The sequence below is a fragment of the Hymenobacter psychrophilus genome, assembly GCF_900107135.1.
Classification (GTDB): Bacteria; Bacteroidota; Bacteroidia; order Cytophagales; family Hymenobacteraceae; genus Hymenobacter; species Hymenobacter psychrophilus.
In genome coordinates, this window is record NZ_FNOV01000002.1 from 193,702 (window position 1) to 217,220 (window position 23,519).

Annotated in this window: 17 protein-coding genes; 6 read left to right on the forward strand and 11 right to left on the reverse strand. The window is 62.8% G+C overall.

Going from position 1 to position 23,519, the window contains the following annotated elements; translation table 11 throughout:
• Positions 1-261: 261 nt before the first annotated feature.
• On the reverse strand, positions 262-2,703 hold the full coding sequence (locus tag BLW21_RS03310; RefSeq protein WP_245711795.1) for a zinc-dependent metalloprotease: 2,442 nt from the start codon (positions 2,701-2,703) through the stop codon (positions 262-264).
• A gap of 154 nt (positions 2,704-2,857) precedes the next feature.
• On the opposite strand from BLW21_RS03310, the gene BLW21_RS03315 reads away from it, so the two are divergent.
• Positions 2,858-4,633, forward strand: coding sequence for a S41 family peptidase (locus BLW21_RS03315; RefSeq protein ID WP_092737905.1), 1,776 nt, complete (start codon positions 2,858-2,860; stop codon positions 4,631-4,633).
• A gap of 103 nt (positions 4,634-4,736) precedes the next feature.
• On the opposite strand, the gene mgrA is transcribed toward BLW21_RS03315, so the two are convergent.
• Entirely contained in the window at positions 4,737-5,726 is a 990-nt protein-coding gene (gene mgrA / locus BLW21_RS03320) for an L-glyceraldehyde 3-phosphate reductase (protein ID WP_092737907.1), read from the reverse strand.
• Positions 5,727-5,853: 127 nt separating this feature from the next.
• Between mgrA and fahA the strand changes: the two genes are divergently transcribed.
• The 3 genes from fahA (at position 5,854) to BLW21_RS03335 (ending at position 9,150) form a co-directional block, all read left to right on the forward strand.
• Positions 5,854-7,146, forward strand: a complete 1,293-nt coding sequence (gene fahA, locus BLW21_RS03325) for a fumarylacetoacetase (RefSeq protein WP_175470843.1) — start codon at positions 5,854-5,856, stop codon at positions 7,144-7,146.
• Positions 7,147-7,438: 292 nt separating this feature from the next.
• Positions 7,439-8,593, forward strand: coding sequence for a zinc-dependent alcohol dehydrogenase (locus tag BLW21_RS03330; RefSeq protein ID WP_092737909.1), 1,155 nt, complete (start codon positions 7,439-7,441; stop codon positions 8,591-8,593).
• Between the two features lie 11 nt (positions 8,594-8,604).
• Positions 8,605-9,150, forward strand: coding sequence for a hypothetical protein (locus tag BLW21_RS03335; RefSeq protein WP_092737911.1), 546 nt, complete (start codon positions 8,605-8,607; stop codon positions 9,148-9,150).
• Positions 9,151-9,264: 114 nt separating this feature from the next.
• Here BLW21_RS03335 and acs read toward each other — a convergent pair whose 3' ends face one another.
• The 8 genes from acs to BLW21_RS03375 all read right to left on the reverse strand — a co-directional run bounded on the left by acs (position 9,265) and on the right by BLW21_RS03375 (position 20,813).
• On the reverse strand, positions 9,265-11,193 hold the full coding sequence (gene acs / locus BLW21_RS03340) for an acetate--CoA ligase (protein WP_092737913.1): 1,929 nt from the start codon (positions 11,191-11,193) through the stop codon (positions 9,265-9,267).
• Between the two features lie 55 nt (positions 11,194-11,248).
• Positions 11,249-13,195: an AMP-binding protein gene (locus BLW21_RS03345; protein ID WP_092737915.1), complete on the reverse strand. Its 1,947-nt coding sequence runs from the start codon at positions 13,193-13,195 to the stop codon at positions 11,249-11,251.
• A 55-nt stretch (positions 13,196-13,250) separates the two neighbouring features.
• Positions 13,251-13,628 (reverse strand): response regulator transcription factor, encoded by a 378-nt coding sequence (locus BLW21_RS03350; protein WP_175470844.1) that lies wholly within the window; start codon positions 13,626-13,628, stop codon positions 13,251-13,253.
• 124 nt (positions 13,629-13,752) lie between these two features.
• Complete coding sequence (locus tag BLW21_RS03355; RefSeq protein ID WP_092737920.1) at positions 13,753-16,602, reverse strand: sensor histidine kinase; 2,850 nt, start codon at positions 16,600-16,602, stop codon at positions 13,753-13,755.
• Positions 16,603-16,731: 129 nt separating this feature from the next.
• Positions 16,732-16,953: a hypothetical protein gene (locus BLW21_RS03360; RefSeq protein WP_092737922.1), complete on the reverse strand. Its 222-nt coding sequence runs from the start codon at positions 16,951-16,953 to the stop codon at positions 16,732-16,734.
• A gap of 197 nt (positions 16,954-17,150) precedes the next feature.
• Positions 17,151-18,644, reverse strand: a complete 1,494-nt coding sequence (locus BLW21_RS03365) for an MFS transporter (protein ID WP_092737924.1) — start codon at positions 18,642-18,644, stop codon at positions 17,151-17,153.
• A 123-nt stretch (positions 18,645-18,767) separates the two neighbouring features.
• On the reverse strand, positions 18,768-20,252 hold the full coding sequence (locus tag BLW21_RS03370) for a hypothetical protein (protein WP_245711796.1): 1,485 nt from the start codon (positions 20,250-20,252) through the stop codon (positions 18,768-18,770).
• A 138-nt stretch (positions 20,253-20,390) separates the two neighbouring features.
• Positions 20,391-20,813: an IS1/IS1595 family N-terminal zinc-binding domain-containing protein gene (locus tag BLW21_RS03375; protein WP_139255067.1), complete on the reverse strand. Its 423-nt coding sequence runs from the start codon at positions 20,811-20,813 to the stop codon at positions 20,391-20,393.
• 445 nt (positions 20,814-21,258) lie between these two features.
• On the opposite strand from BLW21_RS03375, the gene BLW21_RS03380 reads away from it, so the two are divergent.
• The gene (locus BLW21_RS03380; RefSeq protein ID WP_092737928.1) at positions 21,259-21,498 is read left to right on the forward strand and encodes a hypothetical protein; all 240 of its coding nucleotides are present in this window, start codon (positions 21,259-21,261) and stop codon (positions 21,496-21,498) included.
• A 5-nt stretch (positions 21,499-21,503) separates the two neighbouring features.
• Here BLW21_RS03380 and BLW21_RS03385 read toward each other — a convergent pair whose 3' ends face one another.
• Positions 21,504-22,415, reverse strand: coding sequence for a M28 family peptidase (locus BLW21_RS03385; protein WP_092737930.1), 912 nt, complete (start codon positions 22,413-22,415; stop codon positions 21,504-21,506).
• Positions 22,416-22,431: 16 nt separating this feature from the next.
• Between BLW21_RS03385 and BLW21_RS03390 the strand changes: the two genes are divergently transcribed.
• Entirely contained in the window at positions 22,432-23,433 is a 1,002-nt protein-coding gene (locus tag BLW21_RS03390) for a flavin reductase family protein (protein ID WP_317040216.1), read from the forward strand.
• Positions 23,434-23,519: the final 86 nt, after the last annotated feature.

Here is a 23,519-nt window from a genome sequence, read left to right on the forward strand (position 1 = left end):
TTGTAGACTATTTGGAGATTTGGTGTTACATAGGCACTTACCCCAAGCAAGAAATAAAGGCATACACATTGACGCAACACTGGGTCAATTCACCTAACAGAATAATTACAACAGAATAACCTACACATCTTTAATCTTACAGCTTCAATGTATACGATGGGCATCGATGACAGGGTCCGCACCTCGTAGTGAGTAGCAGTAGTAAGTACGAAACCAAATCCGGCAAATTTTCAGCTTGGCGTAGGTAATCCCCCCACTAGCCTACCACACCCCACAACCGTCAGAGCCGATGGGGGCGCCATCGGGCATGGTTAGGGCAGGCGCGGGCTCGAACTTGCCGGGGTTCTCCTCGAACTGCCCGATGGTACGCAGGGCCAGCAGGGCGGCGGCGCGCTGGCTTTCGTTTTTAGCTGATTTCTGGGTCTTTTGCAGCTGGGTTTTCAACTCTTCGATTTTCAATAACGCCGTAGCCCGCACGCCTGAGGGGGCCGTGGGGGTGGCGGCCAGCGTGAGCAACTGCCGCAGCGTGAGTTGCTGCACGAGGCGCTGCAACTCGCCCGCCGGGCCGATTTCGGGGCGGGCACGCCAGGTGGCGGCCAGCAGCTTGTCGAGCACGGCGCTCAGGCCGGGCTGCTCGGGGTGGCGGGCGTGGTAGTCGGCCAGGCGGGCCGCCCGCTGGGGGTTCAGCAGAAACTCCAGGGTGGTAACCGCCGCCGATTCGGCCGCGCCCAGGGCATCGAAAGTGAGGCCGGTGCGGCTGGGGAAGGTTTCGCGGGAGCGGCCGTAGTTCACGGGCCGGGGCGGAATCTTAGCCAGCAACTCCTCGGGCAGCCCCAGCTCCCGGGGTGAAATCGTGCGTAGCAGCGCCTCTACGGCCTTCCACTGCTCGGCGGGCGGCACGAGCTTGGTGATGATCTGGCCGTCGCCTTTGAGTGCGTAGGTGTAGTAGAGGCCGCCGACCTGCTTGGCCGCCGCCTCTACCTGGTAGCGCTGGAGCAGGTAAATGGGCACCAGCACTTCTTCCAGCAGCGCCATCGGCTGGCCGGGGGCCAGGGCTTTTTCGGAGAAGCGGGCCAGCAACTGCCCGCGCACGTCGAGCACGCGGTTCAGCTCGTCGGCGGCGTTGGCGCCGTCGTCCCACAGGTGGGCCGTGGGGTGGGCGCCCCCGGCGGCGCGGGCATCGGCATCAGCCATAAAGGCGAAGCCCTCGGCCAGGGTCTGGCGCATAATGGCGGATAGGGCCGTTTTCTCGGCGGCCGCCGAGCCGAAATCCTGGTAGCCGTAGAGGATGGCGCGCTTATCCCAGCTGCCAATGCCGGCGGCGTAGGCCTGGCTCAGGTCGATGCTGCCATCGGGGCGCAGCAGGATGCGGGGCATGGGGTAATCCATCACCGAGGCCCGCTCCTGGGGGCTGGCGGCGTAATTGTGGTAGAGGCCCAGGGTGTGGCCCACCTCGTGGGCGGCCAGCTGGCGCAGGCGGGCCACCGCTATTTGCAGCATAGCCGGGTTGGTGGGCTGCCCGTCGTCCCCGTAAGGCTGCAGCAGCCCCTCGGCAATCAGGTAGTCCTGGCGCACCCGCAACGAGCCCAGCGACACTTGGCCCTTGATGATTTCGCCGGTGCGCGGGTCCACGATGCTCGCCCCGTACGACCAGCCCCGGGTGGAGCGGTGCACCCACTGAATCACGTTGTAGCGGATGTCCATCGGGTCGGCGTCTTCGGGCAGCAGCTTCACCTGGAAGGCGTTGCGGTAGCCGGCCGCCTCGAAGGCCTGGTTCCACCACGCGGCCCCTTCGAGCAGGGCCGAGCGCACGGGCTCGGGCGCGCCCCGGTCGAGGTAATACACCAGCGGCTCCACGGCCTCACTCACGGCCGCCGCGGGGTTTTGCTTGCGCAGGCGGTGGCGCACCAGCTGGCGCTGCATCAGGGGCTGGTTGATGGGGGTGGCGTAATCGGCGAATTCGTTGGCGTAGAAGCCGGCCCGCGGGTCGAAGGCGCGGGGCTGGTAGTTGGAGTCGGGCAGCTGAATGAAGGAGTGATGCAGGTGCACCGTGAGGGCGCTGGGGTCGGGCGTAACGGAGCTGATTTCGCGGCCCTTGGCCTTGCCGACCAGCGTCACCATGGCCTCAAACTCCACGTTCTGCGGAAAGCCCTTGGTATTGGGCAGAAACACCGCCGAGCGGCTTTCTTCGGCCTTGTAGCTGCCCTGCTTGAGTTCCTCCAGCTTGTCGCCGAGCTGATGGGAGTCGCGCAACAGAAAAGGCGTGAGGTCGACCAGCACCCGGTTGCCCTCCCGGGCTTCGGCCTTGAAGCCCCAGATGACGGACTGGGCAAAGGCCTGCTCCACCGATTTGCGCTCATCGGGGTTGGGGCTCACGGCGCGGAAGTCGTAGTTGGGCTGGAGCAGCAGGATTTTGGGGCCGCTGCGCACGAATTTCACGATGCGCGTCTGGCCAATCTGCCCCCTATCCAGGCCCAAATCGTTGGAGCCCACGCCGTGGGGCAGGCTGCTCACGTAGAGGATTTCCTGGTCGAGCTTGTCGATTTCAAGCAGAATCCGCCCGCCTTTTTCATCCCAGTAAAACGGGAAAAAGCCCTCGAACTTTTGCAGCCCTTTCGTTTTTTCGGCCAGCGTCTGGGCTTTCAGGCCGTGGGCTGCCAGCAGCAGCAGCAGGCTCAGCAGCAATGCGTAGAATTTGGTCACGGGCAGGAATGGTTTGGGAGGTGGCAAGCTGCGGTAAGGTAGCAAGGGAAACCCAGTACGCGCCCGGCTGCTTTGCTCGCGCTTGGGTACGGCTGCAGTTGCAACCGCATACCAGCCGCCCGACTCCTGTAAGGGTCATCCACTCCCGATTCCGTTGACTGCTCTACTCCTCCCGCTGCTGCTGGCCGGCCCCGCCGCCCCCAGCCCCGCGCCGCCCGATTCGCTCACGCCCCGCGAAACCCGCAACCTCACGGCCCTGGCCCGCGTGGTCGGCGACCTCAAATACTTCTACCCCAACCGCCACACGGCCCGCGTAAGCTGGGAAACGGTACTCACCCGCGCCATCCCGGCCGTGCGCCGCGCCCGCACCGACCAGGCCCTGGCTACTGCCCTCGTCAGCCTGCTGCGGCCGCTGGCTCCCAAAGCCGTTTTCACGATTTCGCCGGTTTCAGCTGCCTCGGCTGCTCCATCAGCAGTTGCCGCCGGCTACTTCTGGGAGCATCACGGTTTGGGGCTCGACCAGAATGGCCTGGGGCTGGTAAGGAGCCTAATGCGCCTGGGCGGCCTACGCTACGAGAGCCGGATTCGGGCTGCTTCGGCAACGGAAGTGGCGGTGGCTTTTCCGGCCGGGCAGCCGCAGTACACCGAGCTTCTCACCGATTCGGTGCGCCTGACTTTGCCGCTTGTGCTCACAGAAGCCCAGCACCAGCAGCGGCTACGTTACCAGCCAGGCCGGCGGGTGCGGCGGCTACGGGCTAACACCCCAGCGCAGCGGCTGGCCGCAACCATCCTCACCTGGAACATCATCCGCCACTTCTACCCCTACCGCATCGTGCTCGATAGCGCCGGGTGGGCCGATGCGCTGACCGTGGCCCTGCCCCGGGCGGCCCGCGCCACCTCTGAAACTGAGCTTGTAACCGCCACCCGCCGAATGCTGGCCCACCTGCCCGACCGCCACATCAACTTCGTGCCCAGCACCCGTACTGGCCTGCACATCAGCCCGCCCCCTTACGCCTTGCAGCTGGAACTGGTAGACAGCGCAGTAGTGGTGCGCCAAGTACCCGCCGAACTGCGGCCGCTCGTGGCTCCTGGTGCGGTCTTGACCCACCTGAACGGCCAATCCATAGGCCGGCTGCTAGACTCAATGCGCCTGATAATTCCGGCTACCTCGCCTGCTGTAGCCCGCCAGTTGGCAGCTCAGCAACTCGTGTCGAAACTGGGTGCCACGTACCGGGCGGCTGCTTTCACCTTTCAGGATTCGGCGGGCCAGTCCCGCACCTACCATTGGACGTTCCGTCAGCTGCGCGGCAGCAACTACCACCCACTGCCACCAGTGTGGGAGTTGGCCGCAGGCATTATGTACCTCGATGCGGCCCGCCTGCGCTACAAGGATTTCCAACGGGCGCTGCCGCAGCTACAGGCGGCCCGGGGTTTGGTAGTTGATTTGCGCCGCCGACCCCACTACGAATTATCGCGCATGTTGCCTCACTTCTCAGCCGAACCGCTGCTTTCCATCAGTACGGCCACGCCGCAATTGCGGCAGCCCAACTTTCGTCATGCCGTATTTCGATTTCGGGAAAATACGCCCAAAACGCCCCAGCTACCGCTGCTGGCTATGCCCAAGATATTCCTGACCGGCCCTGACACCTACAGCTACGGCGAAACGGTAGCCGCCATGGTGCGCAACAACGGCCTCGGCGTGCTGCTGGGCCAACCCACCGGCGGCACTAACGGCGAAATGAATTTCGCTACTATTGGTCGCACTTATAAGCTGAGTTTTACCGGCCGCCGCGTCCGGCCCACGGGCGAGGCCTACCAGGGCCGGGGGCTGGCTCCTGATATTCTGGTGACGCCTACCCGGCAGCAGCTGGCGCGCGAGCAGGATGCGGCGTTGCAACGGGCCGTAGCATGGTTGCGGGAGCACCTGTAGCAGGCTTTTACACCCAGAAGCGCAGAGGCGGGCACAAGGAAAAAGGGAAGCCCTGCTTTTCAACCTCCGCCCATGCCTCCACGCTTCTGGGCGTGAAACCCCGCTACCCCAACACTTCCTCAATCCGTACCAGCTCTTCCGTGCTGAACGCCAGCTGCTCCAGGCAGCGCAGCGAATCGTCGAGCTGCGCGGGGCGGCTGGCCCCGATGAGCACCGACGTTACCCGCTCGTCGCGCAGCACCCAGGCCAGGGCCATCTGGGCCAGGCTCTGGCCACGCTCCTGGGCCAGCTCGTTCAGCGCCCGAATCTGCGCTAGACGCTCCTCCGTGAGGTTGTCTTCGGTGAGGAAGCCCACGCCCTTGGCCACCCGCGAATCGGTAGGTATGCCCTGCAGATACTTGCCCGTGAGCAGCCCCTGGGCCAGCGGCGAGTACGGGATACAGCCCACCCCCTCGCAGCCCAGTAAATCGAGCAGGCCGTTTTCGGGGCCGCGCTCGAACAGGGAGTATCTGGGCTGATGAATCAGGCAGGGCGTGCCCAGCTCGCGCAGCAGCCGGATGGCTTCGGCCGCCTCGGCGGGCTCGTAGTTGCTGATGCCCACGTACAGCGCCTTACCCTGCCGCACGGCCTGGGCCAGCGCGCCCATGGTTTCCTCGAGAGGCGTATCGGGGTCGAAGCGGTGCGAATAGAAAATATCGACATACTTCAGGCCCATCCGCTTCAGGCTTTGGTCGAGGCTGGAGAGCAGGTATTTGCGCGAGCCCCACTCGCCGTAGGGGCCGGGCCACATGTCGTAGCCCGCCTTGGTTGAAATCACCAGCTCGTCGCGGTAGCCCCGGAAATCTTCCTTCAGAATGCGGCCGAAGTTGGTTTCGGCCGAGCCGGGCGGCGGGCCGTAGTTGTTGGCCAGGTCGAAGTGCGTGATGCCGGAGTCGAAGGCCCGGTGCAGAATAGCCCGGAAATTTTCCAGCACGTCCACGTCGCCGAAGTTGTGCCACAGGCCGAGCGAGACGGCCGGCAGTTTCAGGCCGCTGCGGCCGCAACGGCGGTAGGGCATGGCGGCGTAGCGGGCGGGGTTGGGTTGGTACAACATCAAGTTCCATAGAAGGGTGCGGGGCAAATATCCGAACAAACCACCGCCCCGCCCGGCCCATTCCGCCTACCCTTCTACCTTTGCCCTATCCACTACCCTATTCACCCACCCCAATAAGCCCGCTACTATGGCCAACGCCAACGACCCCACGCTGCGCTCCTGGATTGATATTGCCCCCGGCAGCGACTTTCCGATTCAGAACCTGCCCTTCGGCGTGTTTGAAACCCCGGAGCGCGGCCCGCGGCTGGGCGTGGCCATTGGCGAATACGTGCTCGACCTGTACGCTATAGCCCAGTTCGGCTTTTTCGAGGATTTGGAACTGGGGCCGAAGATGCCCAAGGTGTTTCGCCGCCGTAGCCTCAACCAGTTTATTGCCCTGGGCCGGCCGGCGTGGCGGGCCGTGCGCCAGCGCCTGAGCGAACTGCTGCGCCACGACAATCCCGCCCTGCGCGACCAGGAAGAAGCCATGCGCGAGTGCCTGCTGCGCCAAGATGCCGTGCAGATGCTGCGCCCCGTCAAACCCCAGAACTACACCGACTTCTACTCCAGCATCGAGCACGCCACCAACGTGGGCACCATGTTCCGCGACCCCAACAACGCGCTGCTGCCCAACTGGCGCCACATCCCCATCGGCTACCACGGCCGGGCCAGCTCCATTGTGGTCAGCGGCACCGATATCCGGCGGCCCAACGGCCAGCGCAAGGCGCCTGATGCTACCGCGCCCACTTTTGGGCCCTGCCAGCAGCTGGATTTTGAGCTGGAAATGGCCTTCGTGGTGGGCCGCCCCACCCAGCTCGGCGACACGCTGCCCGTACAAAACGCCGAGGACTACATTTTCGGGCTGATGCTGTTTAACGACTGGAGCGCCCGCGACATCCAGAGCTGGGAGTACGTGCCGCTGGGGCCGTTCCTGGGCAAGAGCTTCGGCAGCAGCGTGGCGCCCTGGGTGGTGACGCTTGATGCGCTGGAGCCCTTCCGCACCGCGGGGCCGGTGCAGGAGCCCGAGCCGCTACTGTACCTGCGCCAGACCGGCGACCATAATTTCGATGTCAACCTGGAGGTGACCATCCAGCCCGAGGGCGGCCCTGAAACGGCGGTTTCGTACGCCAATTTCGGCCTCATGTACTGGAGCATGGCCCAGCAGCTGGCCCACCACGCCTCCAATGGCTGCAACCAGCAAGTAGGCGACCTGTACGCCTCGGGTACTATTTCGGGCACCACGCCCGACTCGCTGGGCTCGATGCTGGAGCTATCCTGGAAGGGTACCCGGCCCGTGCCGCTGGCCGATGGCACGGAGCGCAAGTTTTTGCTCGATGGTGACCGGGTAACCATGCGCGGCTTCGCCGAGAAGGACGGCGTACGCATTGGTTTTGGCGAGGTAACAGGCAAGGTACTGCCAGCGCCCAGTCTGGATTTCTAGAGTCGGCCGCCTTCACCGGTACCCAACAACTCAACGAACCCGAATCACTGTCCGGGCCAACCATAACGGAGCTGAATCGCCTGCTACTCAGTAGCGCCGATTCGGCTCCTTTTCGTTTGTAGGCGCTTCATCGTTCAACTACGGAAACCTTCAAGCGCCACTGTAGTAACCTTCTGACCAAGCAGAAAGTAAATAAACGGGTGAATGATCAGGCTATGAACGTGTCTATCTGGCTGCTCTTACTCCTGATTTCCACTCATCTGTTCCCTTTCGTATCCTTTCCCAAATCCCTATGTTAGCAATGGAATACCGGGGCCCTAAGCGGGTCCGCGCCGTGCAGAAACCCATGCCGGAAATCAAGCATCCCCAGGATGCCATTGTACGCGTGTTGCGCGCCTGCATCTGCGGCTCCGACCTGCACCTATACAACGGCAACATCCCCGACACCCGCGTGGGCTCCACGTTTGGCCACGAGTTCGTGGGCGAAATCGTGGAAGTCGGCACCGAGGTAACCAAAGTAAAAGTGGGCGACCGGGTGATAGTACCCTTCAACGTTTCCTGCGGCGAATGCCACTTCTGCAAGCAGGAAATGTATGGCAACTGCCAGGAATCCAACACCGAATCCGGGGCGATTGGCGGCATATATGGCTACTCACACACTGCCGGCGGTTTCAACGGTGGCCAGGCTGAGTACGCCCGCGTCCCGTACGCCAATGTGGGCCCGGTTATCATTCCGGCCGATATGGACCTGGACGACGCCGTGATGCTCACCGACGTAATTCCGACGGGCTACCAGGGCGCCGAAATGGCTGGCATTCAGGAAGGCGATACGGTGGTCGTATTCGGAGCTGGACCCATCGGCATTACGGCCGCCCGTTGCGCGTGGCTGTTCGGCGCGGGTCGGGTTATCATTATCGACAAGCAGGAATACCGCCTCGACTTCGCCCGCAACTACGCGTACTGCGAGGCCTATAACTTTGAGGAAATCGGCGACCCGGTGATGTTCATCAAGAAAATCACCGATTTCATGGGGGCCGATTGCGTAATTGACGCCGTGGGAGCCGAAGCTGAAGGCAACACGCTGCAAACCATTACCGGCCGCAAGCTGCTGTTGCAGGCGGGTTCGGCCACGGCACTACACTGGGCTATTAATGCCGTGAAAAAAGGTGGTGTGGTGTCGATTGTGGGCGTGTACGGCCCGACTGACAACCTGATTCCCATCGGCAACGCCATGAACAAGGGCCTGACCATCCGGGGCAATCAGACCTCGGTGAAGCGCCTGCTGCCGCGCCTGATCAAGCATGTGCAGGATGGCGTGCTGGACCCCAAGGGGCTGATTACGCACCGCCTGCCGCTGGAAGAGGTGGCCGACGGCTACCGCATGTTCTCCAACAAGCTGGACAACTGCATCAAAACCGTGCTCATGCCCCCAACCGCCAACCAGTAACCTTGCTTCCCATGAAAGATAACGCCATAAACACCCCCATCGACCCCAAAACCATTAAGGGTTGGGGCATCGATGCCGACCCCAAAAACGACCCCACTTACCCCATGCGCAAGCGCATGAACGCGGACGAAGACCCCGATAGCAAAAGCCGCCCCGATAATCTGCAGCCCGTCGATGAGGAGGTGCTAAAGTCGGTGGAACGCAAGAACGTGTCGGCCGTATTTGGCACGCCGGAGCCGCCCCGTGGCCTGAGCGGCATGATCCGCCGCCAGGCTTACAAATACCCCGAAAACCAGTATAAGCGCTGGCTGCCGCTGGTGTTGGCCGACCGCGTTGACGTGGTAGAAAACATAGTAACCGATCTGGCCCACGGCAAGCTGCCCAACATCTGGGCCGAGAAAGGCTACGACATGGAGTGGAAGTACAACCGCACGGCCTTCGTTACCAAAATGGCCACCATCGGCGCCGTTACGGCCGGGCTGGTGGTATGGCTTTCTTCAGGCAAGAAAAATAAGAAGAGCAAGTATGTTAAGAAAGACTATCTGAGCCGCTTCTAGCCGCTTCCTGGCAAGGCCGACTCATGACCACAAAAAGCCCCTTCGCAGTTGAGCGAAGGGGCTTTTTGCTGATTGGATTCCCGGCGGCCTAACGCTGACCGGCGCGGGTTCCTCCTACTTCGCGCCCTTGATAATGTCGTCCACCACGGCCGGATCGAGCAGCGTAGAGGTGTCGCCCAACGAGCCGGTTTCGCCCTCGGCTACTTTGCGCAGGATGCGGCGCATGATTTTGCCCGAGCGAGTTTTGGGCAGGCCCGTTACGATTTGAATTTTGTCGGGGCGGGCGATTTTACCGATTTCGGCCACCACGGTTTCGATGATACTGGCTTCCACGCGGGGCTCGTCGGCGGTGTTTTTGCAGGCGCCCTCGCGGCAGATGATATAGGCGTAGATGCCCTGGCCCTTCACCTCGTGCGGGTAGGCCACCACGGCGCTTTCCACTACGTTGGGGTTCTGGTTGATGGCGTTTTCGATTTCGGCCGTGCCGAAGCGGTGGCCGCTCACGTTAATCACGTCATCGACGCGGCCGATGATGCGGTAGAGGCCGTCGGCGTCGCGGCGGGCGCCGTCGCCGGTGAAGTAATAACCGGGGTAGGGCGCGAAGTAGGTTTGTACGGCCCGGTTGTGGTCGCCCCAGGTACTGCGGATGATGCCCGGCCAGGCCTGCTTGATGGCCAGGTAGCCTTCCTCCTCGTTGCCTTCGATTTCGGTGCCATCCTGGCGCAGCAGCACGGGCCACACGCCGGGCAGCGGCAGGCCGGCGTGGGTTGGTTTCGAGGGTGTAACGCCCGCCAGGGCCGAAATCATGATGCCGCCGGTTTCGGTTTGCCACCAGGTGTCTACCAGCGGGCAGCGGCCCTTGCCCACGTGCTCGTTGTACCAGTGCCAGGCCTCCTCGTTGATGGGCTCGCCCACCGAACCAATTACCCGCAGCGAGTCGAGCGAGTAGCTGAGCACGTTATCGAGCGGCTCGGCCATGAGGGCCCGGATGGCAGTGGGTGCGGTATAAAAAATGCTGACCGAGTGCTTGTCAATCACCTCCCAGAACCGGCCGGCATCGGGATACGTGGGGATGCCCTCGAACATGAGGGTGGTGGAGCCGGCCAGCAACGGGCCATAAATGAGGTAGGTGTGGCCGGTTACCCAGCCCACATCGGCGGTGCACCAGAACACGTCGTTTTCCTCTACCTGAAACACGTTGCGGAACGTGTAATCGGCCCACACCATGTAGCCGGCGGTGGTGTGCACCACGCCCTTGGGCTTGCCGGTGCTGCCCGAGGTGTAGAGAATGAACAGCGGATCTTCGGCCTTCATTTCCTCGGCGGGGCAGGTTTTGGCCACGCCCTCGGCCTCCTCGTGGTACCATACATCACGCTCGGCCTCCATCTGCACCGGCCAGCCCAGGTGCTCCACTACCACCACTTTGCGCACCGAGGGGCAGGTTTCGAGGGCCTCATCCACCACCCGCTTCACCGGAATCTGCTTGGCGCCGCGGTTGAGGCCGTCGGAGGTTATCACCAGTTTGGCCCGGGCATCATTCACGCGGTCGGCAATGGCGGTAGCCGAGAAGCCGGCAAATATCACCGAGTGCACCGCTCCGATGCGGGCGCAGGCCAGCACGGCAATCGAGAGCTCGGGTATCATGGGCATGTAGAGGCACACCACGTCGCCCTTCTCCACGCCATTATTCAGCAGTACGTTGGCAAACTGGCACACGCGCTGGTGCAACTCCCGATACGTCAGGCGCAGGTGGCGCTCCTTGATGTCGTTGGGCTCGTAGATGAGGGCCAGCTTGTTACCGCGGGCCGCCAGGTGGCGGTCGAGGCAGTTTTCGGTGATGTTGAGCCGCGCCCCCGCAAACCAGCTCGTTTCGCCGGCCGCCATATCCGACTCCATCACCGTGTCCCACTTGCGGCGCCAGGTAAAGGGCGCGGCCACCTCGCCCCAAAACTCGTTGGGGTGACGGGTGCTGAGGTGGTAGGCTTCGTGATAGGCTTCGATGGTACGGATGCGGGCGTGTTGGGGGGCAGTGGCAGTTGGCATGGGAGTATGGGGAAACGGTGAATATGTGAGTGGCTGAATAAAGCGGATGCCTTGCTTAAACGGGCGAGTCGCCGGCCGTTCTCAGCATTTCGCGCCGGTACAGTACGGCCCGGATTTCGTCGAGGATGGCGGGGTCATCAATGGTGGAAGGTAGCGTAAATTCTTCGCCGTCGGCGAGTTGGCGCAGGGTTTTGCGCAGGATTTTGCCCGAGCGGGTTTTGGGCAGGCGCGCCACCACGGCCGCCCGCCGGAAGCAGGCTACCGCCCCCACTTTATCGCGCACGAGCCGGATAAGCTGCTGCTCCAGCTCGGTTTCGGGCAGCGTCTGGCCGTCTTTGAGCACTACCAGCCCTACCGGCACCTGCCCGCGCAGCTCATCGTAGAGGCCCAGCACGGCGCACTCGGCCACGGCCGGGTGGGCGGCCAGAATTTCTTCCAGCTCACCGGTGCTCATGCGGTGACCAGCCACGTTTATTACGTCATCCACCCGGCCCATAATGTAGCAGTAGCCCTGCTCGTCGCAGTAGCCGCCGTCGCCCGAGAGGTAGTAGCCGGGGAAGGTTTCGAGGTAGGCCTGCTGGAAGCGCGAGTCGTCGTTCCAGAGCGTGGGCAGGCAGCCGGGGGGCAGCGGCAGGCGCAGCGCCACCAGCCCGGTGGTACCGGCCGGCACGGGCTCGCCCGCCTCGTCGAGAATCTGCAGATCGTAGCCCGGCACGCGGTGGCCGGCCGAGCCGGCGAGGGGTGCCGGCGCATCGGGGTAGCCCACGCAGGTGGCCAGCATGGGCCAGCCCGACTCGGTTTGCCACCAGTGGTCGACCACGGGCACGCCCAGCAACTCGCCGGCCCAGGCATAAGTGGCGGGGTCGCACCGTTCGCCGGCCAGAAACAGGTGGCGCAGCTTGCTCAGGTCGTAGCGGCGGGCCAGCAGGCCTTCGGGATCTTCCTTGCGGATGGCGCGGATGGCCGTGGGGGCCGTGAACAGCACGCTGGCTCCGTACTCAGCGGCCAGCCGCCAGAACGTGCCCGCATCGGGCGTGCGCACGGGCTTGCCTTCCAGCAGTACGGCCGTAGCCCCGAGCAGCAGCGGCCCATATACGATGTAGCTGTGGCCCACGGCCCAGCCGATATCCGAGCCGGTAAACACCGTATCGCCCGGTTGCAACCCGAATACGGCCCCCATGCTGTAGCGTAGGGCTACGGCGTGTCCGCCATGCTCGCGCACTACGCCCTTGGGCCGGCCGGTAGTGCCGCTGGTGTACAGAATGTAGAGTGGCGCCGTGGCATCGACCGGCACGGCCGCCACCGGGGCGGCCTCCAGCAGGTGGCCGTAGTTTACAAACCGGGGCCCTGCCAGGCCAGCGGCCGGCCGGGTTTCAGGCAGTTCGGCCGGGCAGAAGTCGCGCTGGCTGACCACTACGCAGGCGGGCTGGTGGGTGGCCAGCGCCAGGGCCTGCTGCACCAGAGGCAGGTAGGGTATCACGCGGTCGAACTCCATGCCGGCCGAGGCGCAGATGATAGCACGGGGCAGCGCGTCATCAATACGCACGGCCAGCTCGGGCGGCGCGAATCCTCCAAACACCACCGAGTGCACCGCCCCCAGCCGGGCGCAGGCCAGCATGGCTACCACCGCCTCGGGCATATTGGGCATGTAAATGAGCACCCGGTCGCCCTGCTCTACGCCCTGGGCGCGCAGGCCCCCAGCCAGCCGGGCCGTCAGGTCGAGCAACTCGGCGTAGGTGTAGCTGCGGCGCGTGCCGGTTACGGGCGAATCGTAGTGCAGCGCGGGCTGGTCGGCGCGGCCGTTGGCTACGTGGAAGTCGAGGCACAGCCAGCTGGTATTCAGCCGGCCGCCCCGAAACCAGCGGTAGAAACCAGTGCCCTCGTCCTGGCTCAGCACCGGCCGGGGCGGGTCGTGGTACCAGGCCAGGCGGGCAGCCTGCCCGGCCCAAAAACCGGCCGGATCGGCGAGGCTGGCGGCGTAATCGGCGGCGTAGGTGGGCATATTACGGGCGTTTTAGGTGGGTGAATGCGTGCTTACCGGGGCCACAACGGCCGCTTCAACTACTGCCGACAGCCAGCAGCTCTTTTACCTTTTCCATCAGCTGGCGGGTACTGAAGGGCTTGGTCAGGTAGAGGTTGGCCCCGGCATCGTAGCCCTGCTGCATGTCGGCCTCTTTGCTCTTGGCGCTTAAAAACACCACCCGCGTGTCGGTTTGCAGGGGCAGCGCACGCACGTGGCGGCACACCTGGTAGCCATCCACGTCGGGCATCATAATATCGAGAATAATCAGGTCGAAGGGCGTCTGGTTGATGGCTTCCAGCGCCTCCGAGCCGTTACGGGCAATGCTAACGCGGTAGCCGGCCTTGCGCATCAGAAATTCGAGCGACATCACAATATTGGGCTCGTCGTCGACTAGCAGTATGTGCGGAGTCATAGGAATTAAAAATCAAAAGTGAAGAATTAAAAATAAGCGTGAATAGCTTTCATAAATAAGGGATTTATTTTTCTTATCCGCCGCATATATTCGTGTTTGGATTTATATTTTTAATTTCTCAATTTTAATTCTCCTGCAAAGGGATTTCCAGCGAAAACCGCGCGCCCTGGTTGGCTTCGCTTTCCACCCAGATGCGGCCGGCGTGCAGCTCCACTATTTTTTTGGTGATGGCCAAGCCCAGGCCCGTGCCCTCGGGCTTGCGGGTGGTTTGGTTCTGGGCCTGGTAGAACTTGTCGAACAGCAGGTGGTGGAACTCGGGCGCGATGCCCTTGCCGTTGTCCTGCACCCACAGCAGCAGGCCGCCGGCCGTGGGCTCCACCCCCACCGCAATGCGCCCCGCCCCACCCGGTTGGCACGATTTGATGGCGTTGCTGAGCAGATTCACCAGCACCTGCATCAGCCGGTCGCGGTCGCCAGGCAGGGCGGGCAGCGCGGGCGGCACAGCCAAATCCAGCCGAATCTGCTTGGCGCGCAGCTGCGGGCCCACCGCTTCGAGGGCGTCGGTGATGATGTCGGCCACATCAAGGGGCACCTTAACGAGGCGCGCCGTGCCCGACTCGTACTTCTCCAGATCGAGCACCAGCGCAATCAGGCGGCTCAGGCGCTCGGCCTCGCGGGTGATGGTGTGCAGAAAACGGTGGCGCTCCTGCTCCTCCAGATCGGGGTTGTCGCTCAGAATTTCCGACAGCGCCCGGATGCTGGTCAGGGGCGTGCGCAGCTCGTGGGTAACGGTGTAGAGGAACTCGTCCTTGTGCTGGTCGAGCTCCTGCAGCTGGTCGTAGGCCTGCTGGAGCTGGCTGGTGAGGGCCTGCAGCTGCCGCTGCTGCTTCTGGAGCTGACGGTTGGCTTCGAGCAGCTGCTGGCTTTCCTTCAGAATGACCACCACATTGTCGAAACTGATATCCTCCACCCCCACCGAAGAGCGCAGCAGCAGCCGGGCCGAAGCCGGACCGATAGCCCCGGCCAGCAGCTTTTCGGCGTACGCCAGCAGCCGCGGGTCGGCGGGCGCTTCGGACGCGGCCGGGTCCGGTTTTACCGCGGCGGCGGACAAAGCGGAGCCTACCCCGAGCGAATTTAGCCCGCGTTCGGCCTCCGCCGGGCCGGTGGCGTAATCGGAGCGGGCAGGGTTGCCGGGGAAGTGCTCAAGGAAGGCATCGAGGGCCTGCGTGGTGCGCTTGCGGCCCAGAAAGCCCGTCAGCAAAGCCCGCACATCGGGCAGCGAAGCCACGCTGTGCCAGCCGGTCGGCCCGGTTTCGAAGCCTGGCTCGTGCCGGAATACGTGCACGAACAGCTGCGCCTGCCGCTGCTCCAGCGCCGAGGGTGCCCGCCCCAGCAGCGACACGCCCACGTATAGTCCCACATTGAAAAACCAGCTCCAGAACAGCCCGTGCGAAAGCGGATCGAGCCCGTGCAGGCCCAGCAGCGCCCCTGGCCGCAGCCCGCCCTGGCCCAGCGGCCCCTCGGTCAGCAGCGTTTTTGCCAGCAGCCCCGCCTCCACCATCGTGGGCAACACCAGCGTATACAGCCACACCAGCAGCCCCGCCAGCAGCCCCGCCGTGGCCCCAGCCCGGGTGCCGCCCTGCCAGTACAGCCCGCCCAGCACCACGGGGGCGAACTGGGCCACCGCGGCAAACGAAATCAGCCCGATGTTGACCAGGGGCAGCACATGGCCCACGGCAGCGTAGTAGCCGAAAGCCAGCGCCAGCACCAGCACCACGGCCAGCCGCCGGGTGTGCAGGGCCAGCTGCCCGAGGCGGGCAAACCAGCGCGGCCCCTCGGCCCGGCCCACGGGCTCGCGCACGAGCAGCGGCATGAGCAGATGGTGGCTTATCATCACGCTCAGGGCAATGGTTTCCACCACAATCATGCTGCTGGCCGCCGATAGCCCGCCCAGGTAAATGAACAGGGCCAGCCAGGGCCGACCGGCCTGCAGGGGCAGCGCCAGCACGTACATATCAGCGTCCAGCTGCCCGGTCCCATCGAGCAGGCGGCCCCCGAAGGCCAGCGGCAGCACCAGCAGGTTGATGATGATGAGGTAGAGCGGGAACAGCCACATGGCTTTGCGCAGGTGGTTTTCGTTCACGTTTTCCACCACGCTCACCTGAAACTGCCGGGGCAGCAGCAGAATGGCCGACATGCTCAGTAGCAGCAGCGTCAGCCACTGCCCGGGCGCGGTGCCGGCCCCTTCCAGCGTAAACAGCCGCCGCAAATCGGGCACTGCCGCGGCCTGCTCAAACACGTCGGCAAAGCCATTGAAGAGCCCGTAGGTCACAAACAGCCCGGCCACCAGAAAGGCCACCAGCTTGAACACGCTTTCGATGGCCACGGCCAGCACCATGCCCTCGTGCCGCTCGGTGGCCTCAATGGAGCGCACCCCGAACACGATGGTGAAGAAGGCCAGCGCCACCGTGGTGTAGAACGCCGACGTGACGGCCGCCGCCTCGCCCACGGGCAGCCCCAGCGCGCCGGGCCCATGGGTCAGCATCTCAAACGAATCGGCAATGGCTTTGATTTGCAGCGAAATATACGGCACCACACCCAGCACGCAGCCCACCGTGGCCAGCGCCCCCAACCCGGCGCTCTTGCCGTAGCGGGCCGAAATGAAGTCGGCAATGGAGGTGAGCCGCTGGGTGCGGCAGATGCGGATGATTTTGCGCAGCACCAGCCAGGCCAGCGGAGCCATGAGTGTAGGCCCCAGGTAGATGCCCACGAACTCCAGCCCAAACTTCGCGGCCCGACCCACCGAGCCGTAGTACGTCCAGGCGGTGCAGTACACGGCCATGCTCAGGGCGTACACGTAGGGGTTGCTCACCAAACTCCGCCGCGCTTTAGCCCGCCGTTCGGCCGCATACGCCACCCCGAACAACAGGCCGAGGTAGCCAAACGAAAAACCGATTACCAACAGCGGGCTCATATTTTTTCAAGTAAAAATTGAAAGTGAAAAATTAAAAATCTGACAGTTTGATTCGGTATTTTTTTTAAATGGAGCAGCTAAATAAGGTCTTTCGAAATCCGGCGTACGGCAATTTTTAATTTTTCACTTTTAATTTTTAATTCCCTTCACCAGCCAGCCCGTGAGGGAAACCAGGGCGGCCCAAACGGCCAGCACGTAGAGGTAGAGCACCGGAATACCGGCCAGGCGGGCATCGTGGCTGAAGGCACCGAGCAACGGGAAGTTCAGCAGCACGCCGAATAGCAGCGCCAGAAACAGCAGCCGTTGTCCCCGCCGCTGCTCGGGCCGCTCAGATGGTTGGGGGTTAGACATGGCGTTGGGAAAAGTGGGGAAATTCACTGTTTAGCTTCGTTCTGGGTTTGCACCTCCCTCTGCCCCCTACTTTTCCGGGACGGGGTCGGAGGGGGGAAGGCGCAAACCCAGAACGACTATCCGCCAAAGCAAGCAAAATCCGCCGAACCAACGGCCCGGCGGATTTTGCTTGAGTACGCCCGGGGGGCGTAGTTTGCTTACTGTACGTCGCCGGAATTCTCGTCCATCAGCTTCACGTTGCGCACGTCCTTCACCAGGGCCATACCCACAAAGAAGCAGATGAGTGCAATGGTTACCGGGTACACGAGGCCCAGCAGGCTGCTGTGCTCCTTGGCAAACGTGCCGACCGGCTGCGCAGCGGCCCACACACCGATGGCAGTAGCAATAAGCGGCACGAAGCCTCCAAACACGCCATTACCAATGTGATAAGGCACCGAGAGCGAAGTGTAGCGCACGCTGGTCGGGAACAGTTCGACGAGGTAGGCCGCAATGGGCCCGTATACCATCGTCACGAACAGCACCAGAATGAAGGTGAGCACCGTCATCATAAACACGTTGGGAGCCAGCGCCTTCATCACGGCGGGCACGGCAACACCAGCGGCGTCGATGGTGGCGGGCGTGATTTCGCTGAGCGGCCCGGCGTAGGCTTTGATGCCGTAGAAGAGCGGAATGGTGAACAGGGCCCCGCAAATCATGCCCATCATAATGATGCGCTTGCGGCCAATGCGGTCAGAGAGGGAGCCGAAGTAAATGAACAGCGGCGTAGCCAGCACCATGGCCACCACCAGAATGGTGCTGGAGTCCACAATATCGAGCTTCAGCGTGTTGTTCATGAACGAGTAGGCGTGGAACTGGGAGGTGTAGAAAATCACGCCCTGGCCCATTGTTACGCCAAACAGCGCAATAAGCACCAGCCGACGATTAACGGGGTTCATGAACGAGTCGCGCAGCGGATTCGCGCTAGTGGTGCCGGTGGCCTTGGCCTTGGCAAAAAGCGGCGACTCGTGCAGTTGCTTGCGGATGTAGTACGAGGCAATAATCAGGACGCCCGAAAGCAGGAACGGCAGGCGCCAGCCCCACTCTTTGAATGCCTCTTCACCCAGCGTTTTGCGCGTGATGATGATGACCAGAATACTGAGAATGAGGCCGCCGGTGGCCGTAATCTGGATGAAGCTGGTGTAGTAGCCGCGCTTTTTATCGGGGGCGTACTCGGCGACGTAGGTGGTGGCGCCGCCGTACTCGCCGCCCAAGGCCAGGCCCTGCAACAGGCGCAGCATCACCACGATAATGGGCGCCGCAACGCCAATTGTATCGTAGCTAGGAATGAGGCCCGTTACGAACGTGGCCCCACCCATGAGCAGCAGCGTCACCATGAAGGTGTACTTACGCCCAATCATGTCGCCGAGGCGGCCAAAGAACAGAGCGCCGAACGGCCGCACCACGAAGCCAGCGCCAAATACGGCCAGCGCGCCCAGTAGCGTGTCCTCAATCTTGCCCGCATGCCCAAACAGCACCGGCCCGATGATGGCCGCCAGCGAGCCAAAAATATAGAAGTCGTACCACTCGATAACCGTACCCACGGACGAGGCCGTGATAACCTGCCAGATTTTGCTGACTGGGGTTGAATTATTGTCGTGCTCAACCGCAACCGTAGTGGCCGAAGAGCCGGGACGCTGTACTCCTGATTCCATAATGTGCGAGGTAAAATGGTGAGTTGGTGAGTTTGCTGCTTGAAGGACCCGGTGATAATGGACCAGGTAGCGCACGCTGAGCGGCACTCCTCATCTCCCCATTTCACCATTTCACCTCAGCTCTTACAAGAAAATCATGGTCTGGAGCGTGATTTCGGGGCGGTAGTTGATATTCTGGGGGTTGGAGTAGTCGGGGCGGGCGCGGTAGTTGAGCGTGAGCTTGGCGTTGTGGCCGTCGAGCAGTAGGTTGGCCCCCAGGTCGAGCACGTTCACTTTTTTGGCCCCAATAGTTTCCAGCCCGTCGTAGTCGCCGTGCAGCCAGGCGGCGTAGGGTTGCAGGCGGGCCTTAGGCCCGAGCACGTTTTTGGGCAGCAGGTAGCCGGCCTGCGCATACAGGGCCGAGCCCGTGCCCACGGTTGGGAAAGCGTTGCCGCGCAGCGTGCCGGCTCCCGGAATAGCGGTCGAGCCGCCGGCCGAGCTCGGGTTCAAGATGCCGATGTTGCGCACGTAGTTCGGGCCAAAATCGAAGTTGTAGTACACCGCGTAGGCCGTGAAAGCCGTGCCGGCTTCCTTGTTGAGGGGAGTATCGAAGAACACGTCGGCCGACCAGATGCCCAGGTTATGGGTTTTGAAGGGCACGTAACTGTAAGGGTCGGCGCCGGGCTGGCCCGTGGGCGGGGGTGGCAGGGCGCCGGGCCGCGAGAACATGGCGTTCTTGTTGAACAGGAACCCTGCCCCAATATTGAACACCCGCTTGGTTCCCAGATACGAGCCTACCGCGTAAGGGAGCAGGTTGGCTTCCTGGTCGAGAAACTCGTAGGCGAAGTAGCCCTGGAAGTTCTTGGAGTGGTTGCGCGGGTAGTATTCGGCCACGTTGGTGGGCACGGTGGCCGGGGTAGCCGTCGGGCTGGTCACAAACGGGTCGTTGACGGCCACGGCATAGTCGAGCTTGCCTATCCGGCCCTTGGCATAAATACCCATGTAGCGGGCAAACTGATCGGTTTTTTCGATGGTGGGCCAATTGGTAATAGGCGCATCGAAGGCCAGGAAGTTGAGCGTGCTGGCCCGCGTCATGCGCGAAATACCGTTCTGGTAATGCAGGCCCGCACCAACGCTGAGCTGGTTAATCACTTTGTACTCCACGATGGCTTCGTGTACAAACAGCTGGGGTTTCTTGCCGGGGTCGCCGATACCAACGCCGCCGCCCACCGCGTTCTGGTTGTTGATGCCGATGTGGGTCAGAATCAGAAACCGGGGGTTGAGCTGGGCGTACAGAATCAGGCGGGAGCGGCGCAGGCCCACATCAAACGTGTTGCGCTGCGGGTCGCCGGAGGTATGCTGCGAGCCGGTATTGTTCTGGTTGAAGCGCGTCCAGACCTGGTGCCAGGTGATGAAACGCAGGTACTTCGAGCCGTCGGGTGAGAGCGGTAACTTGAGCCCCGCGCCGTAGGGCACCGACTCGGTGGGGGCGGCCGACGCGGGCGCGGGGGCCTGGGGCGCGGGCGGCGGGGAGGGCTGATTGCCGGCGGGCGGCGGCTGCACCTGGGCCGAGGCCGCAGCGGCCAGCAGCAAGGCACTCAGGGCCAATGGGTAGCGAACGTTACGCATGTGGGTGGGGAGAAATGGGACGAAACTGGTTCAATCCGGAACTCACCAACCCTAAGGCGATGCTCCGGTACCCCCAAATAGAAAATCTCCGCCCGCAAATCCGCACGCTGGCTATACTTCCGCTAAGCGCCTATAGTCTCAGGCCTGCCGGAACCGCTCCCACTTAATCAGCATGTACTTATCGCCCAGCTCCGTTATCATCATGCCCGAGCCTTTGATGTTATCGGGATGCTGAAAAAAATCGGCCAGTTCTTTCTGGTTGAGGATTTTATACGTCGGATGGTAGTCGGTCTGTCGCGGGGCCTTCACGCCGTACTTCTTCACCCAGTTCATTACGCTCACGTGGCTCACGCCCAGCAGGCGCTCAATTTCGCGGTAGCTTACTCCTTCCACATACAGCTGTAAGGCCTTGATTACGTAGTATGGATTGGTCTCCTTACCGGCTTTAGCCACCGAGTAATGGTAGCCGCAATTTCGGCACTTATACCGCTGCCGCCCCCCCACAATGCCACTTTTGGTGGCTTCCATAGATTCGCATTTGGGGCAACGGAGCTGAGACATTTCGAGTGAGTGAGTGAGTGAGTAAATGCTTACTTAGCTATAGCTAGTTAGTAAAGATATAGCAATTGAGCAACTATTGCGTTTTATCTTTCCCTCCATGAAGTTCTCTCCACGCAGAAAGTTCAGAGGCAGAAGGCGTCACTCTCGCCGTCTTCTTAGCCTTCAGCCTCAGCCAGGCCCTTTGCCGCTGGCTTTACTCAATCAGTACCATTATTTTCATCGTCGGCTAGGATTAGGTATCTGGCACTGGCACGGCAGACTACCGCCACGCCAGATCCGGCAACGGGCTGCTACGCATCTACTCAATACCTTCTTTGCCTGGGAGCATAACCTGCGCAGCCGGTCCGAGCCGTATGTGTTGACGCTTTGGCTCGTTTCCCCGGATTTCGCGCACGAATCGGAAGTCGTAGTCAGCATTCGGGAAGAAAGGGAGCATTACCAACGCATGAGCCGCGAACACGACTCCACGGGCCCTGCACTGCCGCCGGAGTACCAGCAGCTACCCGGCGCAGCGCTGCTCACCTGGAAGACCCGACGCTGGGAAATCCTGCTGGATGCCTCGGATTACCCGACTGGCTGGCCGGCGTGGGGGCTTGCCAAAAACCATCACGAGTACGTGGCCGAAGATGGCTCCCCGTATCTGGTAGTCCAGACCGGCTGGGCTTGGGTGGGGCAGCGGTCCTGACTCTGTCAACCCGCTAGCACCACGGCCAGCAGCGCGTCCACGGCCAGGCCCAGGCGGCGCATATCCAAGCGGGCCAGGGTGTCGGTGGGCTCGTGGTAGCTCTTGTTGCGGTAGAAGGCCGTGTCGGTGAGCAGCACGGCCGGGTAGCCGAACTGCCAGTAGTTGAGGTGGTCGGAGAAGTCGATGCCGGGCAGCCAGGCGGGGGCTTTGAAGCGCTTCACGGGCAGCGCGGCGGCCGCTTTGTAGCGGCGCGCGAACTGCCGGCCGAAGCGGCCGTTGCCGAATTTCTGGGCCACGGTTACGTAGTTGCCCCGGCTGCCATACACCCATTTCAGCGGGCCCAGCGGGTAATTCTGGCTGCCTTTGCGCTCATCGTAATAGCCCAGCATTTCCAGGGCCACCATGCCGCGCACCGGTACGCCGGCCGTGTGCAGCGACTTGGCATGTACATAACTGCCCATTTGCGGGGTCCGGAAAAAGGGTGGCTCCTCCAGCGTGTAGGCTACCAAATCGATGCGGTAGGGCAGCGCGGGCTGCTGGCCCAGCAGCCGCGCCAGCTCCAGCAGCGCCGCCACGCCAGTGCCATTGTCGTCGGCGCCGGGCTGCTCGCCGCATACGTCGTAGTGCGCCCCGATGATGAGGCGCGGCCCGGTATCGGGGCCGAAGCTGGCCAGTACGTTACGGTAGGTCTGGCCCTGCACCTCGTAGCACTGCGCGGTGGGCCGCCCCCCGGCGGTGGCCAGCTCGGCCGCGATATAGTCGGCCGCCTGGTTGAGGCTGGCCAGGTGCTGGTAGTTGCGGGGCTCGGGCGTGGTGGTGAGGGCCACGAGGTGGCGGCGTAGCCGGGCCGTGTCGGCCGGGGTTTGGGCCAGGGCCGGGGGGGTAAGCAGCAACAACAGGAGCAGACGTAACAACATACTATATGCGGGGAAAATGAGTGGCAACTACCTACCGATACCGGGGCGCCGCCTGGCGGCCGGCGGGAAATTACGCGACTATTCCGACCTTCGCCCCATGTCCTTCCGCACCATCAACCCCACCGACCTCTCCCCGTCCGACTGGCACCCGTTTATGGTGGGCGCCGTAGCCCCGCGCCCGGTGGCTTTCGTGAGCACCGTAGCCGCCGACGGCAGCGTGAACCTAAGCCCCTACAGCTTCTTCAACTGCTTCGGCTCGAACCCACCCATTCTGGCCTTCTCGCCCGCCAACCGCGTGCGCGACAACTCCCAGAAGCATACGCTGCAAAACGTGCGCGAGGTAGCGGAGTGCGTCATTCATATTTGCGACTACGCCATGGTCGAGCAGATGTCGCTGGCCAGCACCGAGTACGCCAAGGGTGTGAACGAGTTTGAAAAGGCCGGCTTTACGCAGGTGCCCAGCCAGCAGGTACGCCCGCCACGGGTGCAGGAAGCCCCGGCCGCCTTCGAGTGCGTGGTGGAGCAGATTATTGAGCTGGGCCAGAACAACGGAGCTGGCAACATGGTCATCTGCCGGGTGGTGCTGGCGCACTTCCGCAACGATATCGTGCTGCCCTCCGGCGTCGGCATCGACCCGCGCAAGCTCGACGCCATTGCCCGCCTCGGCGGCGACTGGTACACCCGCCCCGCCCACAGCCTGTTCGAAGTGCCCAAGCCCAACCGCAACCTGGGCATCGGCATCGACCAGCTCCCCGAGTTCCTGCGCACCTCCGACGTGCTCACCGGCAACAACCTGGGCCGCCTGGCCAACATCGAGGCCCAATCCATCCCGACGCCCGACCAAGTAGCCGCCTTCCGCCAGGAGCCCATCGTGAGCTACACGCTCAGCCAGCACGCCGATGCCCCCGCCCGCCAGCGCCACGAACTGGTACTGCTGGGCCAGCAGCTGCTGGAAGAAGGCCGCTTGCTGGACGCCTGGAAAACGCTGCTGCTAGCCGAATCAGTGGTTAGTGGTTAGTGAAACGTCATTCGGAGCATGCCGCTGCTATTTGTTTCTTCATGAATTGCCCGGAGCCGGTTGCCTGAACCGGCCGTGCTCCTCCC

Bases quoted from the DNA above. Each gene is read 5' to 3' on its own strand.
- fahA (WP_175470843.1), top strand. From the start codon at position 5,854: ATGGCCAACGCCAACGACCCCACGCTGCGCTCCTGGATTGATATTGCC.
- BLW21_RS03385 (WP_092737930.1), bottom strand. From the start codon at position 22,415: ATGTTGTTACGTCTGCTCCTGTTGTTGCTGCTTACCCCCCCGGCCCTG.
- BLW21_RS03360 (WP_092737922.1), bottom strand. From the start codon at position 16,953: ATGTCTAACCCCCAACCATCTGAGCGGCCCGAGCAGCGGCGGGGACAA.
- BLW21_RS03390 (WP_317040216.1), top strand. From the start codon at position 22,432: ATGAGTGGCAACTACCTACCGATACCGGGGCGCCGCCTGGCGGCCGGC.
- BLW21_RS03375 (WP_139255067.1), bottom strand. From the start codon at position 20,813: ATGTCTCAGCTCCGTTGCCCCAAATGCGAATCTATGGAAGCCACCAAA.
- mgrA (WP_092737907.1), bottom strand. From the start codon at position 5,726: ATGTTGTACCAACCCAACCCCGCCCGCTACGCCGCCATGCCCTACCGC.
- BLW21_RS03370 (WP_245711796.1), bottom strand. From the start codon at position 20,252: ATGCGTAACGTTCGCTACCCATTGGCCCTGAGTGCCTTGCTGCTGGCC.
- BLW21_RS03335 (WP_092737911.1), top strand. From the start codon at position 8,605: ATGAAAGATAACGCCATAAACACCCCCATCGACCCCAAAACCATTAAG.
- BLW21_RS03330 (WP_092737909.1), top strand. From the start codon at position 7,439: ATGTTAGCAATGGAATACCGGGGCCCTAAGCGGGTCCGCGCCGTGCAG.
- BLW21_RS03380 (WP_092737928.1), top strand. From the start codon at position 21,259: ATGAGCCGCGAACACGACTCCACGGGCCCTGCACTGCCGCCGGAGTAC.
- BLW21_RS03350 (WP_175470844.1), bottom strand. From the start codon at position 13,628: ATGACTCCGCACATACTGCTAGTCGACGACGAGCCCAATATTGTGATG.
- acs (WP_092737913.1), bottom strand. From the start codon at position 11,193: ATGCCAACTGCCACTGCCCCCCAACACGCCCGCATCCGTACCATCGAA.
- BLW21_RS03365 (WP_092737924.1), bottom strand. From the start codon at position 18,644: ATGGAATCAGGAGTACAGCGTCCCGGCTCTTCGGCCACTACGGTTGCG.
- BLW21_RS03355 (WP_092737920.1), bottom strand. From the start codon at position 16,602: ATGAGCCCGCTGTTGGTAATCGGTTTTTCGTTTGGCTACCTCGGCCTG.
- BLW21_RS03345 (WP_092737915.1), bottom strand. From the start codon at position 13,195: ATGCCCACCTACGCCGCCGATTACGCCGCCAGCCTCGCCGATCCGGCC.